Annotated in this window: 22 protein-coding genes; 7 read left to right on the forward strand and 15 right to left on the reverse strand. The window is 64.7% G+C overall.

Annotation, left to right across the window (positions count from 1 at the left end; genetic code table 11):
* Positions 1-54: 54 nt before the first annotated feature.
* Positions 55-258 carry an oxidoreductase-like domain-containing protein gene (locus tag AC1RKI_RS24505; protein ID WP_223506002.1) on the forward strand — a complete coding sequence of 68 codons (204 nt, stop codon included), beginning with the start codon at positions 55-57 and terminating at the stop codon, positions 256-258.
* Complete coding sequence (locus AC1RKI_RS24510) at positions 259-1,113, forward strand: NAD-dependent protein deacetylase (RefSeq protein ID WP_150982094.1); 855 nt, start codon at positions 259-261, stop codon at positions 1,111-1,113.
* 103 nt (positions 1,114-1,216) lie between these two features.
* Here the strand turns inward: AC1RKI_RS24510 and AC1RKI_RS24515 are convergent, their stop codons facing one another.
* The 3 genes from AC1RKI_RS24515 to AC1RKI_RS24525 all read right to left on the reverse strand — a co-directional run bounded on the left by AC1RKI_RS24515 (position 1,217) and on the right by AC1RKI_RS24525 (position 2,616).
* Entirely contained in the window at positions 1,217-1,792 is a 576-nt protein-coding gene (locus AC1RKI_RS24515; RefSeq protein WP_061957644.1) for a DUF1439 domain-containing protein, read from the reverse strand.
* A gap of 91 nt (positions 1,793-1,883) precedes the next feature.
* Positions 1,884-2,096 (reverse strand): SlyX family protein, encoded by a 213-nt coding sequence (locus AC1RKI_RS24520; protein WP_492797687.1) that lies wholly within the window; start codon positions 2,094-2,096, stop codon positions 1,884-1,886.
* A gap of 91 nt (positions 2,097-2,187) precedes the next feature.
* Positions 2,188-2,616 carry a VOC family protein gene (locus AC1RKI_RS24525; protein ID WP_061957666.1) on the reverse strand — a complete coding sequence of 143 codons (429 nt, stop codon included), beginning with the start codon at positions 2,614-2,616 and terminating at the stop codon, positions 2,188-2,190.
* 257 nt (positions 2,617-2,873) lie between these two features.
* Here AC1RKI_RS24525 and argG point away from each other — a divergent pair, with 257 nt between their 5' ends.
* The 3 genes from argG (at position 2,874) to AC1RKI_RS24540 (ending at position 8,705) form a co-directional block, all read left to right on the forward strand.
* Entirely contained in the window at positions 2,874-4,199 is a 1,326-nt protein-coding gene (gene argG / locus AC1RKI_RS24530) for an argininosuccinate synthase (RefSeq protein ID WP_061957646.1), read from the forward strand.
* Between the two features lie 202 nt (positions 4,200-4,401).
* On the forward strand, positions 4,402-5,427 hold the full coding sequence (locus AC1RKI_RS24535; RefSeq protein ID WP_061957647.1) for an aldo/keto reductase: 1,026 nt from the start codon (positions 4,402-4,404) through the stop codon (positions 5,425-5,427).
* Positions 5,428-5,684: 257 nt separating this feature from the next.
* Positions 5,685-8,705: a transglycosylase domain-containing protein gene (locus AC1RKI_RS24540; RefSeq protein ID WP_492797684.1), complete on the forward strand. Its 3,021-nt coding sequence runs from the start codon at positions 5,685-5,687 to the stop codon at positions 8,703-8,705.
* Positions 8,706-8,754: 49 nt separating this feature from the next.
* On the opposite strand, the gene AC1RKI_RS24545 is transcribed toward AC1RKI_RS24540, so the two are convergent.
* From AC1RKI_RS24545 to AC1RKI_RS24560, 4 genes are all read right to left on the reverse strand, one after another.
* Positions 8,755-9,006, reverse strand: a complete 252-nt coding sequence (locus tag AC1RKI_RS24545; protein WP_061957668.1) for a GlsB/YeaQ/YmgE family stress response membrane protein — start codon at positions 9,004-9,006, stop codon at positions 8,755-8,757.
* 107 nt (positions 9,007-9,113) lie between these two features.
* Positions 9,114-11,222: an elongation factor G gene (gene fusA, locus AC1RKI_RS24550; protein ID WP_061957648.1), complete on the reverse strand. Its 2,109-nt coding sequence runs from the start codon at positions 11,220-11,222 to the stop codon at positions 9,114-9,116.
* Between the two features lie 93 nt (positions 11,223-11,315).
* On the reverse strand, positions 11,316-12,128 hold the full coding sequence (locus AC1RKI_RS24555) for a polysaccharide deacetylase family protein (RefSeq protein WP_492797682.1): 813 nt from the start codon (positions 12,126-12,128) through the stop codon (positions 11,316-11,318).
* A gap of 135 nt (positions 12,129-12,263) precedes the next feature.
* Positions 12,264-12,398 carry a hypothetical protein gene (locus tag AC1RKI_RS24560; protein ID WP_492797680.1) on the reverse strand — a complete coding sequence of 45 codons (135 nt, stop codon included), beginning with the start codon at positions 12,396-12,398 and terminating at the stop codon, positions 12,264-12,266.
* A 55-nt stretch (positions 12,399-12,453) separates the two neighbouring features.
* On the opposite strand from AC1RKI_RS24560, the gene AC1RKI_RS24565 reads away from it, so the two are divergent.
* A complete protein-coding gene (locus AC1RKI_RS24565; RefSeq protein ID WP_150982098.1) occupies positions 12,454-13,116 on the forward strand; it encodes a DUF3047 domain-containing protein in 663 nt (220 codons plus the stop codon).
* A gap of 18 nt (positions 13,117-13,134) precedes the next feature.
* Here the strand turns inward: AC1RKI_RS24565 and AC1RKI_RS24570 are convergent, their stop codons facing one another.
* The gene (locus AC1RKI_RS24570; protein ID WP_492797678.1) at positions 13,135-13,884 is read right to left on the reverse strand and encodes a lipoyl protein ligase domain-containing protein; all 750 of its coding nucleotides are present in this window, start codon (positions 13,882-13,884) and stop codon (positions 13,135-13,137) included.
* Positions 13,885-14,054: 170 nt separating this feature from the next.
* On the opposite strand from AC1RKI_RS24570, the gene AC1RKI_RS24575 reads away from it, so the two are divergent.
* Positions 14,055-15,617 carry a methyl-accepting chemotaxis protein gene (locus AC1RKI_RS24575; protein ID WP_492797676.1) on the forward strand — a complete coding sequence of 521 codons (1,563 nt, stop codon included), beginning with the start codon at positions 14,055-14,057 and terminating at the stop codon, positions 15,615-15,617.
* 83 nt (positions 15,618-15,700) lie between these two features.
* On the opposite strand, the gene AC1RKI_RS24580 is transcribed toward AC1RKI_RS24575, so the two are convergent.
* From AC1RKI_RS24580 to AC1RKI_RS24610, 7 genes are all read right to left on the reverse strand, one after another.
* Positions 15,701-16,711, reverse strand: a complete 1,011-nt coding sequence (locus AC1RKI_RS24580; protein ID WP_061957651.1) for an LLM class flavin-dependent oxidoreductase — start codon at positions 16,709-16,711, stop codon at positions 15,701-15,703.
* A gap of 120 nt (positions 16,712-16,831) precedes the next feature.
* Positions 16,832-19,591 (reverse strand): hypothetical protein, encoded by a 2,760-nt coding sequence (locus tag AC1RKI_RS24585; protein WP_492797674.1) that lies wholly within the window; start codon positions 19,589-19,591, stop codon positions 16,832-16,834.
* 121 nt (positions 19,592-19,712) lie between these two features.
* Complete coding sequence (locus AC1RKI_RS24590) at positions 19,713-20,690, reverse strand: DedA family protein/thiosulfate sulfurtransferase GlpE (protein ID WP_341248433.1); 978 nt, start codon at positions 20,688-20,690, stop codon at positions 19,713-19,715.
* Positions 20,683-21,240 carry an Hpt domain-containing protein gene (locus AC1RKI_RS24595; protein WP_251164836.1) on the reverse strand — a complete coding sequence of 186 codons (558 nt, stop codon included), beginning with the start codon at positions 21,238-21,240 and terminating at the stop codon, positions 20,683-20,685. The genes AC1RKI_RS24590 and AC1RKI_RS24595 overlap by 8 nt, the downstream gene beginning before the upstream one ends.
* A complete protein-coding gene (locus AC1RKI_RS24600; protein ID WP_061957654.1) occupies positions 21,237-21,869 on the reverse strand; it encodes a response regulator transcription factor in 633 nt (210 codons plus the stop codon). Before AC1RKI_RS24600 ends, AC1RKI_RS24595 begins: the two co-directional genes overlap by 4 nt.
* A 355-nt stretch (positions 21,870-22,224) precedes the next feature.
* Entirely contained in the window at positions 22,225-23,046 is an 822-nt protein-coding gene (locus AC1RKI_RS24605) for a hypothetical protein (protein ID WP_341248437.1), read from the reverse strand.
* A 384-nt stretch (positions 23,047-23,430) separates the two neighbouring features.
* A complete protein-coding gene (locus AC1RKI_RS24610; RefSeq protein WP_061957655.1) occupies positions 23,431-23,823 on the reverse strand; it encodes an OsmC family protein in 393 nt (130 codons plus the stop codon).
* Between the last annotated feature and the right edge of the window lie 210 nt (positions 23,824-24,033).

The raw sequence follows: 24,033 nt of genomic DNA on the forward strand, positions 1-24,033 counted from the left end.
ACTTTGCGCAAGCGGCATATACTGGCGCGGTCCCCGCTTTTCCTTGCATTTGCCGTGTCCAGCCACGAGACGTTTCCTGCTCCCGCCGACCCCAAACCCTTGCCGCCAGAGCGTCCCGGCGACAACGAGTGCTGCCAGAGCGGGTGCGACCCCTGTGTGTTCGATTTCTACAACGATGAAATGGAACGCTATCGGCAGGAACTGAAGGCCTGGGAGGCCCGCCAGGCCGGGCGCGTGCGCATCGACACGGCCTCCTGAATCGTGGACCAGCATATCGCCGTCGATCTTTCCGGCGCGCTTGCCGACTTCGTGCAACGCCATCCGCGCCTGTTCGTGCTGACCGGCGCGGGCATCAGCACCGATTCCGGCATTCCCGGCTATCGCGACGAACAGGGCCGCTGGCAACGTTCGGCGCCGATGACCATCAGCGCGTTCATGAGCGGCCATGCCGCACGCCAGCGCTATTGGGCGCGCAGCATGGTGGGCTGGCCCGTGGCGGCGAGCGCGCAGCCGAACGTGAGCCACCGCGTGGTGGCGCGTCTTGGCGATGCCGGACGTGTGTCAGCGCTGGTCACGCAGAACGTGGACGGCCTGCATCAGCGCGCGGGAAGCCGGGACGTGATCGAGTTGCACGGCAGTATCGGCAAGGTGATCTGTCTGTCCTGCGCCACCCGATACGAGCGCGCCGATATCCAGCGCTGGCTGTGGCAGCACAATCCCGATTTCCGCGATATCGACGCGCTGCCGGCCGCCGATGGCGATGCGCATCTGGAGTCGCCGCTGTTCGATAACTTCGCGGTGCCGATCTGCAATGTCTGCGAAGGCGTGCTCAAGCCCGATGTGGTGTTCTTTGGCGAATCGGTCCCGCGCGACAGGGTGCAAGCCGGCCGCGCCGCGCTCGATGCTTCCGACGCCATGCTGGTCATTGGCTCGTCGCTGACGGTGTTTTCGGGGTATCGGTTCTGTCTCTGGGCTCGCGAGCGCGGCATTCCCATTGCCGCGCTCAATCTGGGAACCACCCGCGCCGATCCATTGCTGACGCTGAAGGTGGCCGCGCCGATCGGCCCGGCGCTGGCCGGGCTGGCTGCGGCGCTGGGCCTCGCTGCGCAGTGACGATGGGATCGGGCGATGGCAAGGCCTGCGGCGCTGGCGATTGCCGTCACAAGGGCGCAGGACTTGCGGCGGCGTTGCGCGGCGGTTGCCGGCCGCCGCAGCGCTAGCGCAGGTTGACCTGCACGCGAATGCCGTCTGGCGCGACAGTGATGGCGCCCGGTTCGACGTCCTTGCCGTTGAAGCGCAATTCCTCGGGTTTGAAGGTGTGCACCGGGTAGTCCTTGAGCAACTGCTCGGCCACCACCGCGCCGATCGCATTGAGCTGCTGGGAATACTGGGCCATGCCCTGCACCTGTACGTCCTGCACCGTCGGATTGTCCAGCAACACCGCGCGCCGCGTGGCGTCGTAGCGTAGTCCGCTGTTGAGCGTCATGGTGCCGTTGATCGGCGGCGAGGGAATCACTGTATTGGTCATGGCGGCGTCCACCTTGGTCGCAACGCGATTGGTGGCCTCGTCCAGCACCAGGCGCGGATGGGACAGCTGGACGCTGACCAGTTCGCCGTAGCGCAGCGTGGTCGGGAACCGCTGGTCGACGGCGCTCTGCAGTTCTGCCTTGGTGAATGTGTATTCGCCAGTCCAGACGTTGTAGGCGGCGTGTGCCGTGCCAAGCGCGGACGCGGCAAAAACCAGGGCCGCCAGCCGCCGCGGGAACATCTTCGCAATCGCAGTCAGGATCATGAAATCGGAGCGCGTGGTCGTGGTCGATAGCCGGTGTGACCGGGCAGGGCAGGCCATCGTTCCGGAATGTGACGCCGGCGGCGCGGGCGACTCAATAATGCGGCGGGATCTCGTGGTGCGGATCGGTCTCGGCGGCGGTCGATGCGTTCGACGCGCTGGACCGCACCTGCTGATAGAGGGCGCGGAACTGGGCTTGCAGAAGATCCAGTTGTTGCTGCTGGCGGGCGACGGTGAGGTTCAGCGTTTCGATCAGGTCCTCCTGGAAGGCGACCTTGATTTCGAGATCGGTCAGGCGGGATTCCATGCGCGTTTCTCCGGTTGGCCGCGCATTGTACGCGGGACGCGGTTGCCCCATCCAACCTGCGCCCCCGCCCCGCCCGATCCGTGGGCGCAGGCTATTCCTTGGTCGGCACGAGCACCATCCACGTGATGCCGAACTTGTCGGCCACCATGCCGAATCGCTCGCTGAAGAAAGTGGCTGCGGCTGGCATCACGACCTGGCCACCCTGGGCCAGCGCGTTGATCGTCTTGTCGACTTCCGCGCCGGTCGGCACCGTGATCGACAGCGCAAAGCCCTTGAATTCGGTGTTGCCCTTGCATTCGCCATCGGAGCCCATCACCGTGGTGTCGCCAATCTGCAGCGCCATATGCATGACCTTGTCGGCGTTGCCCGCGCCCGGTCCGCAACCGGGGCCCGCGTCGGGCGGAGCATCCTTGAACCGCATCAGCCCTTCCACTTTCGCGCCGATGGCGGTCTTGTAAAACTCGGCCGCTTCCTCTGCGCGACCATCGAAAAACAGATACGACTGGACTTTCGAAGACATCGACATCTCCTGCTGGGTTATGACCCGGATATGGCCGGGCGGTGAACGGAAGCGGCATTTGTGTACGCCGTCCACAAAAGACTAGTTGAGCGGTCGAACGATGTCCACATTTATTTTCGGCCCCGCCGCGTTTGGCGCTGACGCTGCGCCATGTCACAATTGACGGTTACGAGTTTCGGGCGCCGGACCGGCTCGCCGCGCGGCACGATCGTGCGGGGGCGCCCCAAGAGCCGACAAATTCACCTGGTTTTCTGGCGATGACTACCATCCTGCAGCACATTCCTTCCGGCCAGCGCGTCGGAATCGCCTTCTCGGGCGGACTCGACACCAGCGCCGCGCTCCTCTGGATGCGCCAGAAAGGCGCCATCCCCTACGCGTACACGGCCAATCTGGGCCAGCCGGACGAGCCCGACTACGACGACATCCCGCGTCGCGCGATGGCCTACGGCGCCGAAGCCGCGCGACTGGTGGATTGCCGCGCCCAACTGGTGGCCGAGGGCATCGCCGCGCTGCAATGCGGCGCGTTCCATATCTCGACGGCCGGCGTGACGTACTTCAACACCACGCCGATCGGCCGCGCGGTGACCGGCACGATGCTGGTGGCGGCGATGAAGGACGACGGCGTCAACATCTGGGGCGACGGCAGCACCTTCAAGGGCAACGACATCGAGCGCTTCTACCGGTATGGTCTGCTGACCAACCCCGGCCTGCAGATCTACAAGCCGTGGCTGGACCAGCAGTTCATCGACGAACTGGGCGGCCGCGCCGAAATGTCCGAGTTCATGCGTCAAAACGGCCATGACTACAAGATGTCGGCCGAAAAGGCTTATTCGACCGATTCGAACATGCTTGGCGCCACGCACGAGGCCAAGGACCTGGAGCATCTCGATTCGGGCATCCGCATCGTGCAGCCGATCATGGGCGTCCAGTTCTGGCGCGATGACGTGGAAGTGAAGCGCGAGGAAGTGACCGTGCGCTTCGAGGAAGGCCAGCCGGTCGCGCTGAATGGCAAGACGTTCGCCAACGCGGTGGACCTCTTCATGGAAGCCAATGTCATCGGCGGCCGTCACGGGCTGGGCATGAGCGACCAGATCGAGAACCGCATCATCGAGGCCAAGAGCCGCGGCATCTACGAAGCCCCGGGGCTGGCGCTGCTGTTCATCGCCTACGAGCGCCTGATCACCGGCATCCACAACGAAGACACGATCGAGCAATACCGCGACAACGGCCGCCGCCTGGGCCGCCTGCTGTATCAAGGCCGCTGGTTCGACCCGCAGGCGATCATGCTGCGCGAGACCGCCCAGCGCTGGGTGGCTGGCGCCGTGACCGGCGAAGTGACGATCGAACTGCGCCGTGGCAACGATTACTCGATCCTGAACACGACGTCGCCGAACCTGACCTACAAGCCCGAACGGCTGACGATGGAAAAGGGCGAATCGATGTTCACGCCGCTGGATCGCATCGGCCAGCTGACCATGCGCACGCTCGATATCGTCGACACGCGCGAAAAGCTGCAGACCTACGCCAAGTCGGGCCTGCTGTCGACCAAGACCAGCGCGGCGCTGCCAAAGCTGGAAGACTGATACGCCGCGCCCCGGCGGGCAGGCCGTACACGGAAACCGGCACGAGCGATCGTGCCGGTTTTTCTTTTTGCGCCGGCGTCCCGCCCGCTTCGCAGCGTCCGCGCCCGTCTGCAAGGCCGGCCACAACGCGGCACAATGCACGATGCCGGCCGCGGCGGCCGGCGCTTACCTTTGCTTCGGCCTTCATCGGGGATTTTTTGCCATGCCAGATTTCCACATGCAGTACCGCCGTCTCGGCGCCAGCAACCTGAACGTGTCCGCCCTGTGCCTGGGCACCATGATGTTCGGCGACCAGACCGATGAAGCCGAGGCCGGCCGGATCGTGGCAAGCGCCCGTGCGCACGGCGTCAACTTCATCGATACCGCCGACGTCTACACCAAGGGCGCGTCCGAGGAAATGGTGGGCCGTCTGCTGAAGGGCGATCGCCACGCGTGGGTGCTGGCCACCAAGCTCGGCAACGCCATGGGCAGCGGGCCGAACCAGCAGAACTATTCGCGCACCTGGATCATGCGCGAGCTGGAAGACAGCCTGCGGCGCCTGGACACCGATTTTGTCGACGTCCTCTACCTGCATCGGGATTTCGTGGGGACGAACCTGGAAGAGCCCGTGCGCGCGATGGGCGATCTGATCCGCGCCGGCAAGATCCGCTATTGGGCCGTGTCGAACTTCCGTGGCTGGCGTATCGCGGAAATCGCCGCGCTGTGCGACAGGCTCGGTGTGCCGCGTCCGGTGGCCTGCCAGCCGTACTACAACCTGCTCAATCGCATGCCCGAGGTGGAGATCCTGCCGGCGTGCCAGCATTTCGGCCTGGGCGTGGTGCCGTACAGCCCGATTGCGCGCGGCGTGCTGACCGGCAAGTATCTGCCGGGCCAGGCGCCGGCGACGGACTCGCGCGCGGGACGTGCCGACAAGCGCATGATGGAGACCGAGTTCCGCGAGGAATCGCTGGTGATCGCGCAAACGCTCAAGGCCCACGCCGAAGGCCGCGGCCTGACGCCGGGCCAGTTTGCCACTGCGTGGGTGCTGGCAAATCCGATCGTCAGTTCCGTGATCGCCGGGCCGCGCACGCTGGCACAGTTCGAGGATTATTTCGGTGCGGTGGGCGCGTCGATCTCGGCGCAGGAAGAATCGATGGTGGACGAACTGGTGCCGCGCGGCCATGCATCGACGCACGGCTACAACGATCCGAACTATCCGTTCGGCGGTCGTCCGGTGGCTGTCGCGTAATATCTACAACGCCACATCTGACGTGGCAGTGTGATGCTCCGGCTGCCTGTTGCGCAACGCGCACGGGTAGCGTTTGAATACGTGCGAGAGCCAACTTCCGCCGCGCAATCTGCCGTTGATCCGCGTAATATGAAAGCATCTGGTGGCGTCAGATGATGACTACCGGGCGTGGGCTTTGAGCCGCCAGGGTTGCCGAAACGGCGGCCCGGCACAACCGGATGCGAAACGTGTCACGTCGTGGCTGGATTCTCGCTGGCATGGCTGTCGCCGTATGCGGCGGCGTCTACATCGTTGTGAGCCTCGTCGCCAACGAGGTTCGATCGTCCCAATGGCAGGCGCGTTACATGAGCCGGCTCGGCAAGTCATTGACGTACTCGATCGAGCCTGGCGCCAGCGACAGCATCCGCTATCCCCATTCCGGTCCCTACGACGAACGCCTGGGCTACGAACGCCTCGGCGAATTTGGCGAGCGCCTGCACAAGCTGGGCTTCGTCACCACCTCGCAGGCGCGCATGTCGTTCGACATGGTGCGGCTGATGGACCAGGGCATTTTCCCGCCCTATCGCGAAAAAAATCAGGCCGGCCTGCTGGTGCGCGACTGCAACGCGCTGACCATGTCGATGGATCGCTATCCGCAGCGCCAGTACGACAATTTCGAGTCGATCCCGAAGGTGCTGGTGGCGTCGCTGCTGTATGTCGAGAACCAGACGCTGCTGAACCCCGAGTATCCGACCATGAATCCGGCCGTAGACTGGCGGCGGCTGTCGCGCGCGGTGATCGACCAGGGCATCCGCGTGGTCGACCGCCATCACGAACGGCCGGGTGGCAGCACGCTGGCCACGCAGATCGAAAAATACCGTCATTCGCCCGAAGGCAAGACGCAGTCGATCCCGGACAAGTTCCGGCAGATGACCTCGGCTTCACTACGCGCCTACAGGGATGGCCCGGACACGCAGCACGCGCGCGAAAACATCGTTGTCGATTACCTGAACACCGTGCCGCTGTCCGCGCGCGCCGGCCACGGCGAGGTGAACGGCATCGGCGATGCGCTCTATGTCTGGTACGGCGAGGACTTTGCCGAGGCCAACCGGTTGCTGCGCGAAATGGATCCGCGCCATCCCACCGCGCGCGAAGCGCAAACGTACAAGCGCGCGCTGTCGCTGATCATCTCGCAACGGCGCCCGTCATATCACCTGCGCCGCGACGACACCAATCTCGACGCGCTGACGGGCAGTTATCTGCGCCTGCTGGCCGCCGCCAACGCGATCACGCCGGAGCTGCGCGATGCGGCGCTGGCGCAGCAACTGGACAAGGCGCCGCCGCCGCGCCGCGAAGACCCGGCGCCCTGGGTCACGCGCAAGGCAGTCAACCAGGTGCGCAACGACGTGCAGCACATGATCGGCGTCGACAGCCGATACGATCTCGACCGGCTGGATCTGACGGTGGACAGCACGATCAACCGCGAGGCGCAACGCCAGGCCACCGAGACGCTGCTGCGCATCGGCAACAAGGCAGCGGCGCACGAGATGGGCCTGTACGGCAAGAACTTGCTCAAGGAAAGCGACGATCCTTCCAGGCTGGTCGCCAGTTTTACGTTGTTCGAGCGTGTGGGCAACGCGGCGGTAGTGCGCGTGCAGGCCGATAACGTGAACCAGCCGTTCGATATCAACGCCGGCGCGCGGCTCAACCTTGGCTCGACGGCCAAGCTGCGCACGCTGGTGACCTATCTGGAAATTATCAACGAATTGCACGACCGGTATGCGGGCATGAGCCCGGCGCAGCTGCGGGCGCTGCAGGTGCCGCGCCAGGATGCGCTGACGCGCTGGGCCGTCGATTACCTGATCAAGGCAAAGCCGGACGAGCGCGAGCGCGGCGCGATGCTCGAGGCCGCGATGGAGCGTAAATACTCCGGCAATCCGGGCGAGGCGTTCTACACCGGTGGCGGCATGCAAAGCTTCACAAACTTCGAGAAATGGGAAGGCGAGCGCCAGATGACCGTGCGCGTCGGCTTCCAGCATTCGGTGAACCTGGTGTTCATCCGCATGATGCGCGACATCGTGCGCTACGAAGTATTTCGGGCGCATCCCGAGGCGGGGTCGCTTCTCGAAGATCGCAACGACCCTGGGCGGCGCGCGTATCTTGAGCGATTTGCCGATGAGGAAGGCAGCGCGTTCATGGTGAACTTCTGGCAGCGCTATCGCGGCAAGACGAACGACGAACGCCTGGACGTCCTGCTCGGGCGCGTCAAGCAGCCCACGCCGCATCTGGCTGCCGTGCGGCTGTCCGTGACGCTGCTGAGCGTGCGGCCCCATATCGACTTCGAGACGTACGCGCGCACGCTGCGCCGGTGGATGCCGAAGCAGAAGCTTGCCGACGAGGATCTGCAAGCGCTTTACGTGAAGTACGGGCACGACAAGTTCAATCTCAACGATCGCGGCTACCTGTCGCGCATTCATCCGCTCGAGCTATGGATGGTCGAATATCTCGATACGCATCCCGACGCTCCGCTCAAGGAAATCCTCGCCGCCAGCGCGCCCGATCGGCAGACCGTGTATGCCTGGCTGTTCAAGACTCGCAGCAAGCTGGGACAGGACGGCCGCATCCGCACGCTGCTGGAGCGCGAGGCGTTCGTCAAGATTGCCAAGCGCTGGCAACGCGTGGGGTATCCGTTCGATTCGCTGACGCCGTCCTACGCGACCGCGATCGGCGCGTCGGGGGATCGGCCGTCGGCATTGGCGGAACTGGCCGGCATCATCCTGAACAACGGCGTGGACGCACAGCCCGCCACGATCCGCGCGTTCTCGTTTGCCTCCGACACGCCCTATGCCACCGCCTACGGCCTGCAGCCGCAGCCGGGCAAGCCGCTGATCGCGCCGGAAATCGCGGTCCTGGTGCGCAGGTCGATGCTCGATGTGGTGCAGAACGGTACGGCCAAGTCGATCAATGGGGCGTTCGTGCCGCTCAACCGCAAGGGTCAGCCGCAAGGCGCGCCGTTGCAGATTGCCGGCAAGACTGGCACGGGCGATCAGGTGTTCCAGACCTACGGCCCCGGCGGCCGCGTGATTGCGTCGCGCACCGTGAATCGGTCCGCAACCTTTGTGTTTCTGTTGGGGGATCGCTACTTTGGCACGGTGACGTTGCACGTGCGCGAGCCCTACGCCGCGCGCTATTCGTTCACCAGTGCGCTGGCCGTGCGCGTGCTGCGCACGCTTGGGCCGCAGATCACCGCGATGGCAGCGCCCGGCAGCGATGCCACGCTGCTGCGCTGCCAGCGGTGATTGCGGTGATTGCGGTGATTGCGGTGATTGCGGTGGAAGGCGGCCGGCCTCAGGCCTTGCGGCGCACCATATCGTAGATGATCAGCAGCACGATTGCGCCAATGATCGACGCGATCCATCCCACCGGTTGGCCCGGCTCGTACAAGCCCATCGCGCGGCCCACATAGCCCGCGGCGAGCGATCCGAGCACACCCAGCAGGATCGTCATGATCCAGCCCATCTTGTCGTCGCCGGGCTTGATGGCCCGCGCGAGCAAACCGACGATCAGTCCTACGAACAAAGTGCCGATAAATGCCATCATGACGCGCTCCTTCAAGTGAAGAGTGACCGGGACCGATCATGCCACGAATTGGCACCGCCGGAGGTGCGGCAGGTCTCGCCCGCAAACCTGCCGCCCGCCGGCGGATATCAGTTGGCCCTGCGCGAGCTGATCACCGACTCGGCCACGTTCGCTGGCGCTTCGGCGTAATGCTTGAACTCCATGGTGAAGGTGGCGCGCCCCTGCGTGAGCGAGCGCAGCGATGTGGAGTAGCCGAACATCGTCGCCAGCGGCACCTCGGCGCGCACGATCTTGCCGCCGCCGCCCGAGATGTCTTCCATGCCATGCACGATGCCGCGGCGCGATGACAGGTCGCCCATCACGTTGCCGGTGAATTCCTCTGGGGTTTCCACCTCCACGGCCATCATCGGCTCCAGCAGCACCGGCTTGGCGCGCCGCATGCCTTCCTTGAACGCCATCGAGCCAGCCATGCGGAACGCGTTTTCGTTCGAGTCGACGTCGTGGTACGAACCGAATACCAGCGTGGCCTTGACGTCCACCACCGGATAGCCGGCCAGCACGCCAGACTCCAGCGTTTCGCGGATGCCCTTGTCGACGGCCGGAATGTACTCGCGCGGCACCACGCCGCCCTTGATGGCGTCGACGAATTCATACCCGCCGCCCTGCGGCAGCGGCGCCAAGTCCAGCACCACGTGGCCATACTGGCCGCGCCCACCCGACTGCTTCACGAACTTGCCTTCCACATCCTTGGCGGTGCTCTTGATCGTTTCGCGATACGCCACCTGTGGCTTGCCGACCGATGCTTCCACGCCGAATTCGCGCTTCATGCGATCCACCAGGATCTCGAGATGCAGCTCGCCCATGCCGGAGATGATCGTCTGGCCGGATTCCTCGTCGGTGGCCACGCGGAACGATGGATCCTCCTGCGCCAGGCGATTCAGCGCGATGCCCATCTTTTCCTGGTCCGCCTTGGTCTTTGGTTCCACGGCCTGCGAAATCACCGGCTCCGGGAAGCTCATGCGCTCCAGGATGATGACCTTGTCGGGATCGCACAGCGTGTCGCCCGTGGTGGCTTCCTTCAGGCCCACCGCGGCGGCGATATCGCCCGCGCGCACTTCCTTGATTTCGTTGCGCACGTTCGCGTGCATCTGCAGGATCCGGCCAAGCCGCTCGCGCTTGGCCTTGACCGGGTTGTAGACCGTGTCGCCGGAATTCACCACGCCCGAATACACGCGGAAGAAGATCAGCTGGCCGACGAACGGATCGGTCATGATCTTGAAGGCCAGCGCGGAGAACGGCTCGTCGTCGCTGGGATGACGTTCCGCTTCCTTGTCGTCCTCGGTGTGGCCCATGATGGCCGGCACATCGACCGGTGACGGCAGGTAGTCGATCACTGCGTCCAGCATGGCCTGCACGCCCTTGTTCTTGAAGGCGCTGCCGCACAGCATCGGCACGATTTCGCCGGCCACCGTGCGCTTGCGCAGTGCGGCCTTGATTTCTTCCTCGCTCAGCGTCTCGCCGCTCAGGTATTTGTCCAGCAGTTCCTCGCTGGCCTCCGCGGCGGCCTCGATCATCTTGTCGTGCCATTCCTGGGCAGTCGCCTGCAGTTCGGCCGGAATCTCGACGTACTCGAAGTGCAGACCCTGGCTGACGTCGTCCCAGACGATCGCGCGCATCTTGACCAGATCCACCACGCCGCGGAAATTGTCCTCGGCGCCTACCGGGATCTGGATGGGAATGGCGTTGCCCTTCAGACGCGAATGAATCTGGTCGCGCACGCGGAAGAAATCGGCGCCGACGCGATCCATCTTGTTGACGAATGCGATGCGCGGCACCTTGTACTTGTTGGCCTGGCGCCAGACCGTTTCGGACTGCGGCTGCACGCCGCCCACGGCGTCATAGACCATGCACGCGCCATCGAGCACGCGCATCGAGCGTTCCACTTCGATCGTGAAATCGACGTGGCCCGGGGTATCGATGATGTTGATGCGGTGCTCGGGATAGTTGTTGGCCATCCCCTTCCAGAATGCCGTGGTGGCGGCCGACGTGATCGTGATGCCGCGCTCCTGCTCCTGCTCCATCCAGTCCATGGTGGCCGCGCCGTCGTGCACCTCGCCCAGCTTGTGATTCACGCCGGTATAGAACAGGATGCGCTCGGTCGTCGTCGTCTTGCCGGCGTCGATATGCGCGCTGATGCCAATGTTTCGATAGCGTTCGATGGGGGTCTTGCGGGGCACGGTGTTTCTCCTGATAAGGGCACCACGGGCCGTTAGCGTAGCACTTCCGCTTCGCGCACGTATTTCCCTGCGACGTGTAAGGCATAGCGGGTTTCAGGGCCAGGCGTCGCGTGCATAGACGCCCTGTCTGGCGCGCGCCAGTGCGGCGTTCTCGGCCGCGCCTGTATCGGTATAGAACGGCGGATCGGCAAGCGGCAAGCCGTTATCGCGCGCGGTGTCGACGAGAATCTGCAGGTAGTCCGTCATGTGCGACGCGGTGAAATCGTTGGTGTCATGAAATGCCACGATCACCGGCGTCACGCCGTCAACCACCGGTATCCGCCGCGCCGCCATGGCCTGGCCCACGCGTTCCAGTTCATGGCGCATATGCGGGCGTCTGCGCAGGCTGATATGCCAGCCATAGATTTTCCCGTCGCGTGCGTTGGCATCGGCCATCAGCATGTCGAGTCCGGTTGCCTGGTACGTCGCGAGCGTGGCCTTGCTGTACAGCCAGTTGGGCGGACGCACCACCTTGGTGACATGGCCGCATTGCGCGACGATATCGGCCTCGCCGCGGCGCAGCGAAGCGGCCAGCACGTCGGCCGCCAGCTTGGTATGCGGGACATGACCTTCGACCACGCCGCTATGCACCGCCATCAGCTGGCCTTGCGCGCAGGTGGCGCGCATCTGGTCCTGTCCCGCCTGACCGCCGCCGCGACGCGGGTGCGCGGTCTGGACAAAGAACAGCGCCTTGATGCCCGGCGCGACGGGATTGTCGGCAAGCTGCCGCAGGATCAGCGGCGTACTGCCATCGGGGCCGCTGTCGGGGCCGTCGTCGAAAGTCAGCAGGAAGCGCACCGGCGCCACGCCGGCCGCGGTGTCGGCGTCCAGCGGCGTGACCGGGCCCAGCGCGCAAGAGGAAAGCATTGCGGCCACGCCGAGGCTCGCAGCCAGGCGCATTCGTTCAGATAATGTGATCTTCAAGGCAGGATAAATTCGACGCGACAAAGACGGAAGCCACAGGATAAACAGTAGATGCCCCGTCGGCAGTCCCTGACTGTTTCACGTCTGGCTTGTCAGCGCCAGTCCGATCACAAATTCAGCATTGACCGCACAACACCGGGGCGCGCGGCTGCCTAGAATGATCGAGCGAAAAGAATCTTTCCACGATATGCCCGACACCAAGGTGGTATCCATGCTGCGCTCCCCGCTTCTCGCAATGATGTGTGCGCTCGGTTGCTGTGCGGCCGCAATGGCGCAGACAGCCGATCCAGGCGTCGCGTTCTCCGCGGCGCAGCCGGGTGGGGCACTGCCCGGCGGATGGCAGAACCGCCCTGTCGTATCCGGGAAGAAGCTGACGCAGTACACACTGGTGGCCGACCAAGGTACCACCGTGCTGCAGGCCGATGCCAGCGGTGCAGCGTCCGGACTGGTGCATGCCGGCGATGTCGATCTGGCGAAAACGCCGGTGGTCAAATGGCGCTGGAAGGTGGCGGCGCCGATTCCGGGCGCCGACAACAACGTCGGCGACAAGGAAGACGCACCGGCGCGCCTTGTGTTCTTCTTCGACGGCCAAAGCAGCAATCTGTCGGTCGGCGATCGGGTCGAAATGGTTGCCGCAAGCGCTGCGGGCGACAAACTGCCCTATGCCACGCTGATGTACATCTGGACCAACAGCGCGCCGGTTGGCACCATCATCCCGAATCCGCACACCAGCCGGGTGCAGATGATCGTGGTGGGCAGCGAGCCGGGCAAATGGCAGAACCTGCGCCGCAACGTTGCCAGCGATTTCGAGCGCGCCTTTCACGAAAAGCCCGGCAAGCTGACCGGCTACGGGATTCTGACCGACTCCGACAACACTGGCGCCCGCGCGCGCGCGTGGTACGGCGACATCCGCTTTACCGCGGCGCAGTAGCGCCGCAGACGCGCCGGGTCATTGCCCCGGTGCCGGCATGCGCCGGATGGCGTCGCGAATCGCGTCGCGCACGCGAGCGGTCAATCCTGTCGCGTCGCCGAGCCCCGCTGCTTCTTTCACGCTGACGACCTTTGCCGGATCGTAGTGGCGGCCGCTCTGGATGGCCGCCTCGAAGGCGTTGGCGCGTGCATTGATTTCCACCGGATCGACATCGACGAGCAGCACCGCGTGCGCAAGCACCAAATGGCGCTGGCCGTCCGGCGTCTGCGCCTCGGCTGGCGCCCGTCGCCAGTATTGCGCGGTGCCGGCGATCTTCCGCGCGCCTTCGGGTGGGCCCCAGGCGAGGTTGTAACGGCCGTCGCAGAACGATCCTTCCACCGCCTGCCAATGGGTTTGGACGCCAACGGCGCGCAGGCCTTCGGCGACGACTTCGCACAGATGCACGTACACGGGCTCCATCCAGCTGGCGGCGCCCTTGGGCACCGCATAGGCGAGGCTGATGTTGAGGATGCCCGGCCCTTGCGGCACCAGGCCGCCGCCCGACATCCGCAAGAACACCGGACAACCGCTGGCCGCGAAATCGGCTCGCACCGTCTCGATATTCGGCTGGCGCAGATAGCTGCGCGGAATCACCAGCGACAGCGGCGCCTCCCACAACTGCGCCACCGGTCCGACCCGCGCGGCGTGATCGAGCAGCGCGAGTTCGTCCTGGAGCGGGTCGCCATGGGTCGGGTGCGGGTCGACGAAGGCAAACGGTTTTACGCTCATGTTGGTCATGTCGGTCGTTGTGGTCAGGGCTCATGCGCGTGGCGCGCGACGGATAGTGCATTTTTCCACGCGCCTGGGCCGGCGTGCGAGAACGCTGCTAAAAAATTGCGCACAGCATGCCGTTATCTCTAAGGCAATACGCCCGCCTTATGGATACTCCCGCACGCATCATGAACCGTCTTACGCTCAATACCAAACTCTGGGCGGCGCTTGCCGTCATGTGGCTGCTGCTGCTTGCGCTCGGCACCTGGAACGCCTTCCACGCCAAATCGGTCATGATGGCCGAGCGCCGCGACAGCCTGAAGTCGCTGGTTGCGACGGGCGAAGGCATCGTCAAGCTGTACGTCGAGCGCGCGGCCAAGGGCACCATGACGAAGGAAGACGCGCAGAAGGCCGCCAAGGATGCGCTGCGCGCAATGCGGTTTGGCCAGAACGGCTACCTGTTCGTGGTCGATTCCAAGCCGCAGGTCATTCTGAATCCGGGCCTACCGCAGACCGAAGGCAATATGGTCGGCGAATTCAAGGATCCGGACGGTGTCTACGTGTACCGCGCGATTATCGATGGCGCGCGCCGCACCACGGGCGAGGACGCCGGATTTTCGATGTATCGAGGCCGCCTTCCCGGTACGGAAAATCCGCAGCGCAAGCTCACCTACGGGCGCCATGTGGCCGACTGGGATTGGTTCGTGGCCACCGGCGTATTCCTGATCGATATCGAAGACGCCTTCCGCGCCAACCTGATCAACGCGCTGGTCAGCACGTTGCTGATCGGCGCATTGATTGCCGCCGTGATGGGCCTGATCATGCGCACGGTCAAACGCAGCCTGGGCGGCGAGCCGGCGTACGCGGTGGAGGCGGTGACGCGCATCGCGGGCGGCGACCTGACCATGCCGCTTCAGGTGCGTGCCAATGACAATCACAGCGTGCTGGCGGCCATGCAGCAGATGCAACAGCGGCTGTCCGCCACGCTGGGCGACATTCGCGGCGCGGCAGGGTCGATTGCGACGGCGACGAACCAGATTTCCGCCGGCAATCACGACCTGTCGCAGCGCACCGAGGAACAGGCGTCGGCGCTGGAGCAGACCGCGTCGAGCATGGAGCAGCTCACCGGTATCGTGCGCCAGAATGCGGACAACGCGCGACAGGCCAGCGCGCTGGCCGTCAATGCATCGGAGATTGCCAATCGCGGCGGCGAGGTGGTCAGCGAAGTGGTCTCCACGATGGGCGCGATCAATCAGGCGTCGCGCCAGATCGTCGACATCATCGGCGTGATCGAAGGCATTGCATTCCAGACCAATATCCTGGCGCTGAACGCAGCGGTGGAAGCGGCGCGCGCGGGCGAACAGGGCCGCGGCTTTGCCGTGGTGGCCGGCGAGGTGCGCAGCCTGGCGCAGCGCAGCGCGAACGCCGCCAAGGAAATCAAGACGCTGATCGACAATTCCGTGGCGCAGGTGGACAACGGTTCCACGCTGGTGAGCAAGGCGGGCGAAACCATGCAGGAAGTGGTGAACGCCGTGCGGCGCGTGACAGACATCATGGGCGAAATCAGCGCGGCGTCGGCCGAGCAGAGCACCGGTATCGAGCAGGTGGGGCAAGCCGTGACGCAGATGGATTCGGTGACGCAGCAGAACGCCGCGCTGGTGGAAGAAGCCGCCGCCGCCGCGCAGTCGCTGGCCGAGCAGGCGGACTCGATGATGCGCGCGGTCTCGGCGTTCCGGCTCGCGCACGCCTGAGCCACGCAAGGTCAAGGGAAGCGGCAAAAAAATCCGCGGCGCTGGTCCGCGGATTTTTTTTGATCGCCGAGGCGTTCAGACGCTCAGACGCTCGGCGTCGCCTGCAGCGATTGCATGGCGTCTGCCGCGATGGCAAACGAATGCAGGCGTGCCTCGTGATCGTAGATCTGGCCGGTCAGCATCAGCTCGTCGGGACGCAGGTCGTCGACAAAACGCTGGATGCCTTCGCGCACGGCTGCCGGATTTCCAACCACCGAACACGCCAGCGAGCGACGGATGTGGTCCGCCTCGCTCGCATCCCACAAGCGGTCGATGTCGTCGACCGGCGGCTTCAGTTGTCCCGGCGCGCCGCGCACCAGCGCCAGGAACTGCTGCTGCAGCGAGCTGAACAGGCGGCGCGCCTCACTGTCGGTATCCGCTGCGAATACATTGAGCCCAAGCATCACGTGCGGGCGGTCGAGTTGCTCGGAAGGACGGAAAGTGCGTCGATAGAGGTCGACAGCCTGGCGCATGAAACCGGGCGCGAAATGCGAAGCAAACGCGAACGGCAGTCCCATCGCCGCCGAAAGCTGCGCGCTGAATAGACTTGACCCCAGCAACCACAGCGGCACCTTCAGGCCCGCACCTGGCACCGCACGCACGCGCTGGCCGGGTCGCGGATCGTCGAAGTAGGCGCGCAGTTCCTCGACGTCCTGCGGGAAGCTGTCGGCGGTGTCGTGATCGAGATGGCGTCGCAGCGCCCGGGCTGTCGCCTGGTCGCTCCCAGGCGCGCGGCCCAGCCCAAGGTCAATGCGTCCCGGGTATAGCGCAGCCAGCGTGCCGAACTGTTCGGCCACCACCAGCGGCGAATGGTTGGGCAGCATGATGCCGCCGGAGCCCACGCGAATCGTCGACGTGCCCTGTGCGACATAGCCGATCAGCACGGCCGTGGCCGCGCTGGCGATGCCGGGCATGTTGTGGTGTTCGGCCAGCCAGAAGCGCCGATAGCCGAGGCGTTCGGCATGTTGCGCCAGCGCCAGCGTGTTGTGCATGGCGTCGGCCGCTTGGCTGCCCTCCGCGATGGGTGAAAGGTCGAGCACAGAGTAGGGGATCATTGCGTTCACGTGCGGCACAGGCCGCGCGGATTCGATTCAGGGACGGGCTATGGTAGTCACACGCGACCGATCGTGCTGGCGCCGCGCGAGAAGCCATGCCGGCGGTGTGGACACACTGCGCTAGCCGAACAGCCGCGTCGCGATTGCGCCCGTGGCGATGCGGCGGCCGATCGTCACGCCCAGCGCGCGGTAACTTTCCCACTGCGCTTCGTCGAAGAACTGGTCGGCGGTGCCTTCCTGCGGAAAATTCGGATGCAGCGCGCCGTATTGGCGTACATCGGCGGGCGCGGACGCTGTCAGTCTTGGCTTGATGACGACGATGCGCATCAGCGGCGGCCCATCGGGCGCGCCTGCCTGACCGGCGCTGTAAACGTTGAGCAACAGCGCCACTTTCTCTTGCGACGCGGGCGGGGCGTCGGGTGCGAAGTCCTCGGGCGTGCCGAATACCTCTCCCAGTACGGGATCGGTTGCGGCGCTACGGTCTACAGCGATTTCCAGGCCAAAGTCGATGCGTGCCAGCCGGATCAGATTGGCCAGGTCGCCAAAACGGTAGTTGGGGTCGCAACCGCAATCGCACATGACGACGAGCCCGACGGCCCGCTCCGGCCGCAGCAGTTCATAGACCGCGGTATTTTCGAAGTGTCCGCCGTCGGACAGATATTGCCAGCGTCGGCGCGTGCCATGGAATCGGGCCGTCAACTCACAGGCCAGATACCACTGCGTACGAAACAGCCGCGCCAGCATGCCGGGCGCATCGTGGCCCCTGTCGGCGGCGGTTCGCGCCGCGCCGCTTGCGGCGGGCACGTCGGCCATGTGCGATGGCCACCAGATGCCAAGCCGAATATTTGCCAGCCCGAGCAGCAGCGATGTGCCCAACGTCGATGCCCGGCCCAGCCCGGTGGACACCGCCGCGCCGGAGACTGCGATCCAGTCGCCGACGGTACGCGCCTGCGACATCTCCGTTGCCTGTGCGGGACTGCCGCCCGCCTGTTGCGATTGTGCGCGGCACAGACGTCCGTCAACGGTGAATCGCACGTAGGCGTCGGCCGGCAGTTGCTGCGCGCCGCCCGGCTGCACGAGCGCGGGGCCCGGTCCGATGCATAGCGGCTTGCCTTTGCGATCGCGCTGCACGAGTTGTTCGGCGGGATCGACGGTCTGGTTTAGCGTGACGTTGATCAGGTGCAGTGGGGCCAGAACGCGAGGATCGTAGTAATCGTTGAGATTGAGCGCATCGTCGGGCGCGGGCTCGGCCACGCTGAATCGCTGGCGATCGTCCGCATCGGCCGCTGGCGCCTGGAAGCGATGGCCGTTCGATGCACCGAGGTACGCGCGCGTCAGCCGCGATGCGTAGAACGACTGCAGTGTCGAGAGATTCAGAAAACCGGCAAAGCGGCCGACCACCACGGCCATGCACAGCGCCAGCACCGTCAAGGTGGCCAGGGCCGGCGCGGTCCAAGCCTTGCCATAGACGAGCCAGTCGACAGGCTCTCCGCCGTCCCAGCGCACCCACAGCACGATCCACGACCACAGCACGAACAGCATCACGGCCAGCAGTGCCGCAGCGATGCCCGCGAGCAACGAGATCGGCAAGCGCCCCAGCCATGTGCGCCATGTCGAATCGCTTTCGCCCTTCCTGCCGTTGTCGAGCAGCACCGCGCCATAGCGCACCAGCCAAACGAGCATCCCAGACGCGCCGGCTGGCACGATGGCGCCCCACGGGTGTATCGCCATGAAGCTATACAGGTAACAGGTGCGGGCCAGGGAATCGGCAATGGCCAGCGCAGCCAGCGCGCCGGTGAGCGTCATGGCGCCGCGCAATGCGCGCGTGGCGCGGACGCGATAGTTCGAGACGCTGCGCGGCGCCGGCAGCAGCAAGGCGAGGCATACCAACACGCCGAGCCACGCGAGCACGCCGATGGCGAGGCACGCACCGGCCAGCCGCGGCGCTGCGCCAAGTCTCTGGAACCACCATCCCGCCAGCAAGAACATGCCGCCCACCACGATCGCCAGCAACACAGCCTTGTTGAACGGCCGGACCGGCTGGCGCGGATCATCCGAGCGCGGATAGACCAGCCAGTAGGCGATGCCGGGCGGCACCGCCAGAAGCAGCCCGCAGATCACCGGCAGCCACAGATATTCGCTCCACCAGATCGCCAGCGTGCCTTCGTTGATGGCCTGGCGGGCATCATGCAGCAGATCCATCTCGCTGCGCCCCAAGGCTGGCCAGGCGCTGGTGGCCAGATGCAATCCCAGCGCCAAGGCGGCCAGTACGACCAGCAGCGCGCTGCCGATGACGTACTGCATGGCCAGCCAGTTGCGCACGATGACCGCCGCGGCGTAAAGATTGTCGCCCGCGCCGGTGGGTGTCAGGTAGCGGCCGTTCTCTCGCAGCCACGCAACGGCGGCGCGCCCGGGCGCGTCGGCATAGGAAGCGTCCGTGCGGATGCGGCCCGGCGGTTCGTACTGCATCGTGCGATATGCATCTTCGGCCGCCTGTTGTGGATTGGTGCCACGCCGCAATCGGCCGGGAACGAAAAGGCTGACGAAGAAAGCGCCGATGTATCCGCCGCCGCTGACCGTGGACAGATAGTCGAAACGCGCCAGGATCGAGCGCGTACCCGGCGTCTCGCCAGGCGTTGCGGGCGCGGCAGAGGGAAGGGCGACCGGATCGGGCTGGCTTGGGGGACGAGGTTGAGGCGCCTCGGCGAGCGCCTGCATAACGCCGAGGCAGAACGTGGCGCTGCGGATGCCGCCGCCAGACAGCGCCAGTGCCCGATTGCTGCGCGGCCCCGGCGGCTCGTCCAGGCCCAGCGCGCGCCGGCGATGCGTTATGCGTGTGGATTCGTCCTCGCAACCATGGACATGGTCTTCTCCCCGCATGGTGCCTCCCGTTCACAATCGGTCTGGCCCCAGTATAGGAATCGACCGCCGGAATGCCGACGGCGGCACAACATATCCAACTTGTGACGAAACGGCTGCGCGGCTGGTGCGGCTAAGGCGGCTAGTGTGCGGCGGCCTGCTGGGTGGTGGTATCGGCGACTGCGGCGTGTTCGCCGAGCTTGCCCTGCAGGCGCTTCCATTCGTCGAATCCGCCGGCGAGCGCCCACGTATTGGCGTAGCCAGCCGTGCGTAACCGCTCGGCCAGCACCGCCGCCGACATTTCGTGCGGACAGGCGCAATACACCACGATATCGCTGCTTGCATCGTGATCGGCCAGCGCATCGAACGGCGCATGCAAGCCCATCACGACCGCGCCGGGAATGCGCTCGATCGGCGTGGCGTCGTGCGCGCGGACATCGACCACGACCAGAGGCCGGTCGCCAGATCCGCGCCGTTGTTCAAGTTCCATGACGGTCATGCGCGGAATGCGACCGGTGCGCTTGAGCAGGCGCCACCGTTGCCAGAAGCGCCAGACAATGAACAGCGCGAGCGCGCCGAGTACGGCCAGCACGGCGAGATGGCCGTATTCACTGAAGGCGGCAAGAATCGTATCGACGAAATCGCTGAAGACCACGCCGGCCAGCAGCGCGCCGCCCGCCCATACCAGGGCACCCAGCGCATCGTAGAAAAGGAAGGTCAGAAATGGCGTTGCGGTCATGCCGGCCATGGCCGTGGAGAGCGCGCCCGCGCCGGGCAACAGCTTGGCAAACACCAGCGAGCGCGGCCCGACGCGCAGGTACAGCGATTGCGTCTGTCGGATACAGGTATCTGGCGAAATGGAGACGCGGCAGATTGTGCGCAGCATCGGCTGGCCGAGTCGCTTGCCCGCGAAATACCACGCGGTATCTGCGATCAGGCAGGCGGCGATCACCGCGAACAGCACGGCGCCGATGGAAGGGCCGTCGGGCTGCATGGACAGCGCGCCGGCCACGAACAACATGGGGTAGGCCGGCACCGGAAGCCCGGCCTGTTCGGCCAGAACGTTCAGGAATACCAGCATCAGCCCGTGACCATCGAGCAAGGCCTGCAAATCACCCACGACATGTCTCCCGCCGGAATTGACGTTGCCGGCGGCAGCTTGAGGATTTGGGGGGCGCGGCCGGAACAGGCTCACAGTGTGCCAGTGCTTGACGCGGCTTGCACGCGGGCGATGTGTCACTGTCCTTCAAATTCGTTGAATCCCGTGGTGGCCCGTGCGTTTCGGAAACGTCCTTCAGCGGAAATAGCATCGACAACGTGTCGTTGAATTCGGACACAATCGCGATGAAGCGTGGCAGCAGCGCGTTGACCACAGCGGCGTTGCCTTGTCCTGCCGCGGATTCGATCGATTTGGCAGCGGCGATCAGCGTAGGGCAGCGTGCCAGCGCCGCACCGCCCTTGATGCGGTGCACGCAGCGATGAACCTCCGGCCAATCGCGCCGCGATACCGCGCCCTGCAGATCCGCCGCATCGACGACATTCGCATCGAGCAGGCTCTGCAGCAGCACGGTTTTTACTTGCGCATCGTGCTGCGCCACCTTGGCGAGCGTGGCGCCGATTGCGTGGCGTTCGTCCGCCGCCAGCCTTGGACGAGCGGCGCGCAAGCTCATGGGATCAGCCGACAGCGGCGCGCGAAATCGACCAGATCAACGAGGGATTCGGCGCTCAGTTTGTCCATGATGCGCGTCTTGTAGCTGCTCACGGTCTTGTTGCTGATGAACAGCGCCTTGCCGATCGACTTGTTCGACATGCCCCGCGCCAGCATGCGCAGGATCTCCATCTCCTTGTCGGTCAGTTTGCGTAGCCCTTCGCTGTCGCCGACGATCTGGCCCTCCCGCGGCGTGTCGCGCGGATTGGGGCTGGGAAACACAGTGAAGCCGCCGAGCACGCTTTCCACGCATCGCACGATCGATTCAAGTTCCTGGGTCTTGCTGACAAAGCCCTGCGCGCCAGCCTGGAACGCGCGCGCGGCGAAAGGCACGGCGTCCTGCGCCGTCAGTACCAGCACGCGCACCTCCGGATGAAACGTCCGCATGCGCGGTACGGCGTCCAGCCCGCTCATGCGCGGGATGTCGAGATCCAGTACCACCAGATCCGGCTTGAACTGCCGCACGGCGTCGATGGCCGTCTGCCCATTGTCGGCTTCGTACATGCGCTTTACGCCGAGCAACTGCGCCAGCTGCGCGCGCAGGGCGAGTCGCATCGCCGGATGATCGTCGACAATAAGGATGGTTGTCATGCCTGGCTCACGGTGCCGACGGGTGCTTCGGCGATCTACATGTCGGCGCAGTATAGGGAGCTGGCAGCCCGCGGGAAATGCGACGCTTCTGCAATTTTTGTGGGAAATTTCCCTAGATGCGGAATATCTGCGCCAAGTCGAAACCGCGGCTGCCGGAAGCGCTTCCGGAACGCTATCCAAGTGGGGCCGCACAAAAAAATAGCGACCCGCCGTGCGTTACGGGGGTCGCCAATCGGGAATGCGAGGAGGTCAGATTCCTCAAGAGGGGTTATCGACGCATTTCGCGCTCGCTGCTCCCCACTGTAGTGGGGCATATGTCACTTGGCCGGCGCTGAGGCCGCCCGCACTCGGGCGTTCATGCGATCAGTCGGTCCGGCTGGCTCGATGGCGCCAACGTGGCACGGATGCGACGCACACCCGCTTCCATTTCGGCATGGGCAGCATCGAGCCACGCAATGCGATGCCGGACCGGATCGTTTGGCGACAGATCGCTCACCCCGATTTCGCGCAGGAAATACTTCACCATGCTTCCCGCGCGCGCCGGCACAGGCATCATGCCGATCAGTTGGCGCCGCTCCAGCAGGCCCAGGGCTACTGCATGGAGCAGTCCGGCCCACGAGGTTCGGCCCAGGGCGATGTAAAGAGCGTCCGCGCGGTACTGCGGCAATTGGGCGAGGAAAAGGTTCTCGAACACCATGCGCAGCATAGGCACATTGGCAAGTTCGTCGAACGGCCCGTCGAAGGCCAGGCCGCGCCTTGTCGTGGCGTGGGGTAATAGCGCCAGAGGCTGAACCATGTCGAAGCCTTCGTTCCAGAGGGCCGCGGCATGCGGCAGGCCGATCAGCGCCGGCACGCCGAAGTGGTCGAGCATCCGGATCAGATTCGGCCGAATCATTTGACCGCCCAGTTCGACGCGGCGCTTGTGTTCGCGCTGAATGGTGAGGCCCGGCGTGCGTAGCTGCAGCAGTTCGGCGGTGACCGTCGCGGCGAGCCGCACGTGGGCATGGCCAGGCGTCGTGCTCGCCAATATCAGCCGCGCACCCGGATTGCGATGTTCGAAAGGCACATAAGTCATCTGATATGTGCCGTCCCGATCGACGACGATCGGTTTTTCCGCGATGCCGCGAACACCGCCACGGCGGATGCGCGCGCAATACTCTTCCATGTAGTTCGCCAAGGTGTCCCCGCTCCCGATGCGTCCCTGCTCGCTATCCCACGTTTTCTTTTTGGGTTCCATGTTAAGCGTCCGGTAATGGGCCATAAAGCTTGCAAGTGGTGAAAGCGGCTCCTCGCAACAGTTACTGCGTGGGCCAGCGAACAATGCGGCGAAGGGGGACCCTACTGCGGCGGGATGCGGTCCGGGATGAACTCTGGTTCGCGCTGAGGAGCAACGTTGCGCGCGATGTGGGTCAGGAAGATGACGCGCAATGCCAGGCCGGCATTCGGCGTAAGAGAAAAAGGCCGGACACGCTGGCGTGCCCGGAAACCCATTTGCTGACTCAGGTCGTGTCTGAACCCGAGGATTCAAATGATAACGATTATCATTTGTCGGGTCAATGTACTAGGCGGCGTTCAATGTCGTGTCGATCGTGATCTGTGCCGAGAGGGATTTGTGAACCGGGCATTTATTTGCGACGCGCAGCAAGTCCTCCTGAATAGCTGCCGTGAAGTTGCCGCGCACTTCTACATGGCGGATCATCTTGTAGGAGCCGCTCGTTTCTTCATGCGAAACGTTCACCAGAACCTCCTGCAATTCGTAGCCTTTGCGCTTGGCGTAGATCTGCAGCGTCAGTGCAGTACAGGCGGCAAGGGCCGAATCCAGCAGATCGTGGGGGTTGGGGATCGCGGGATTGCCCATCGGGGCGTCGAGATCGGCCTGCCATTTCGCGGTGCCATTGCCGAGCTCGCAAATGCTCGACCCCGAACTCGCTTGCCACTTCGCTGCGATTGTCATGCGTCTATTCCTTGTCTGGTGGGTGGATGGCCGAATCGCCAGCCTGTTGGATTCTATACATGGCTTGGTAGGGCGCGTATTTAGTGTCTCATGATGCTCTTTTTGGCTTTATTGAGGATTTTGCGAGAAAGCGCTTGCGCAGACGGCGGTAGTCCACTAATATTCGCCCCCTCGCAACACGAAGCGCGCTGCCAAGGCAGTGTTGGCAAG

This window comes from Cupriavidus sp. GW822-FHT06G04 (genome assembly GCF_058799075.1).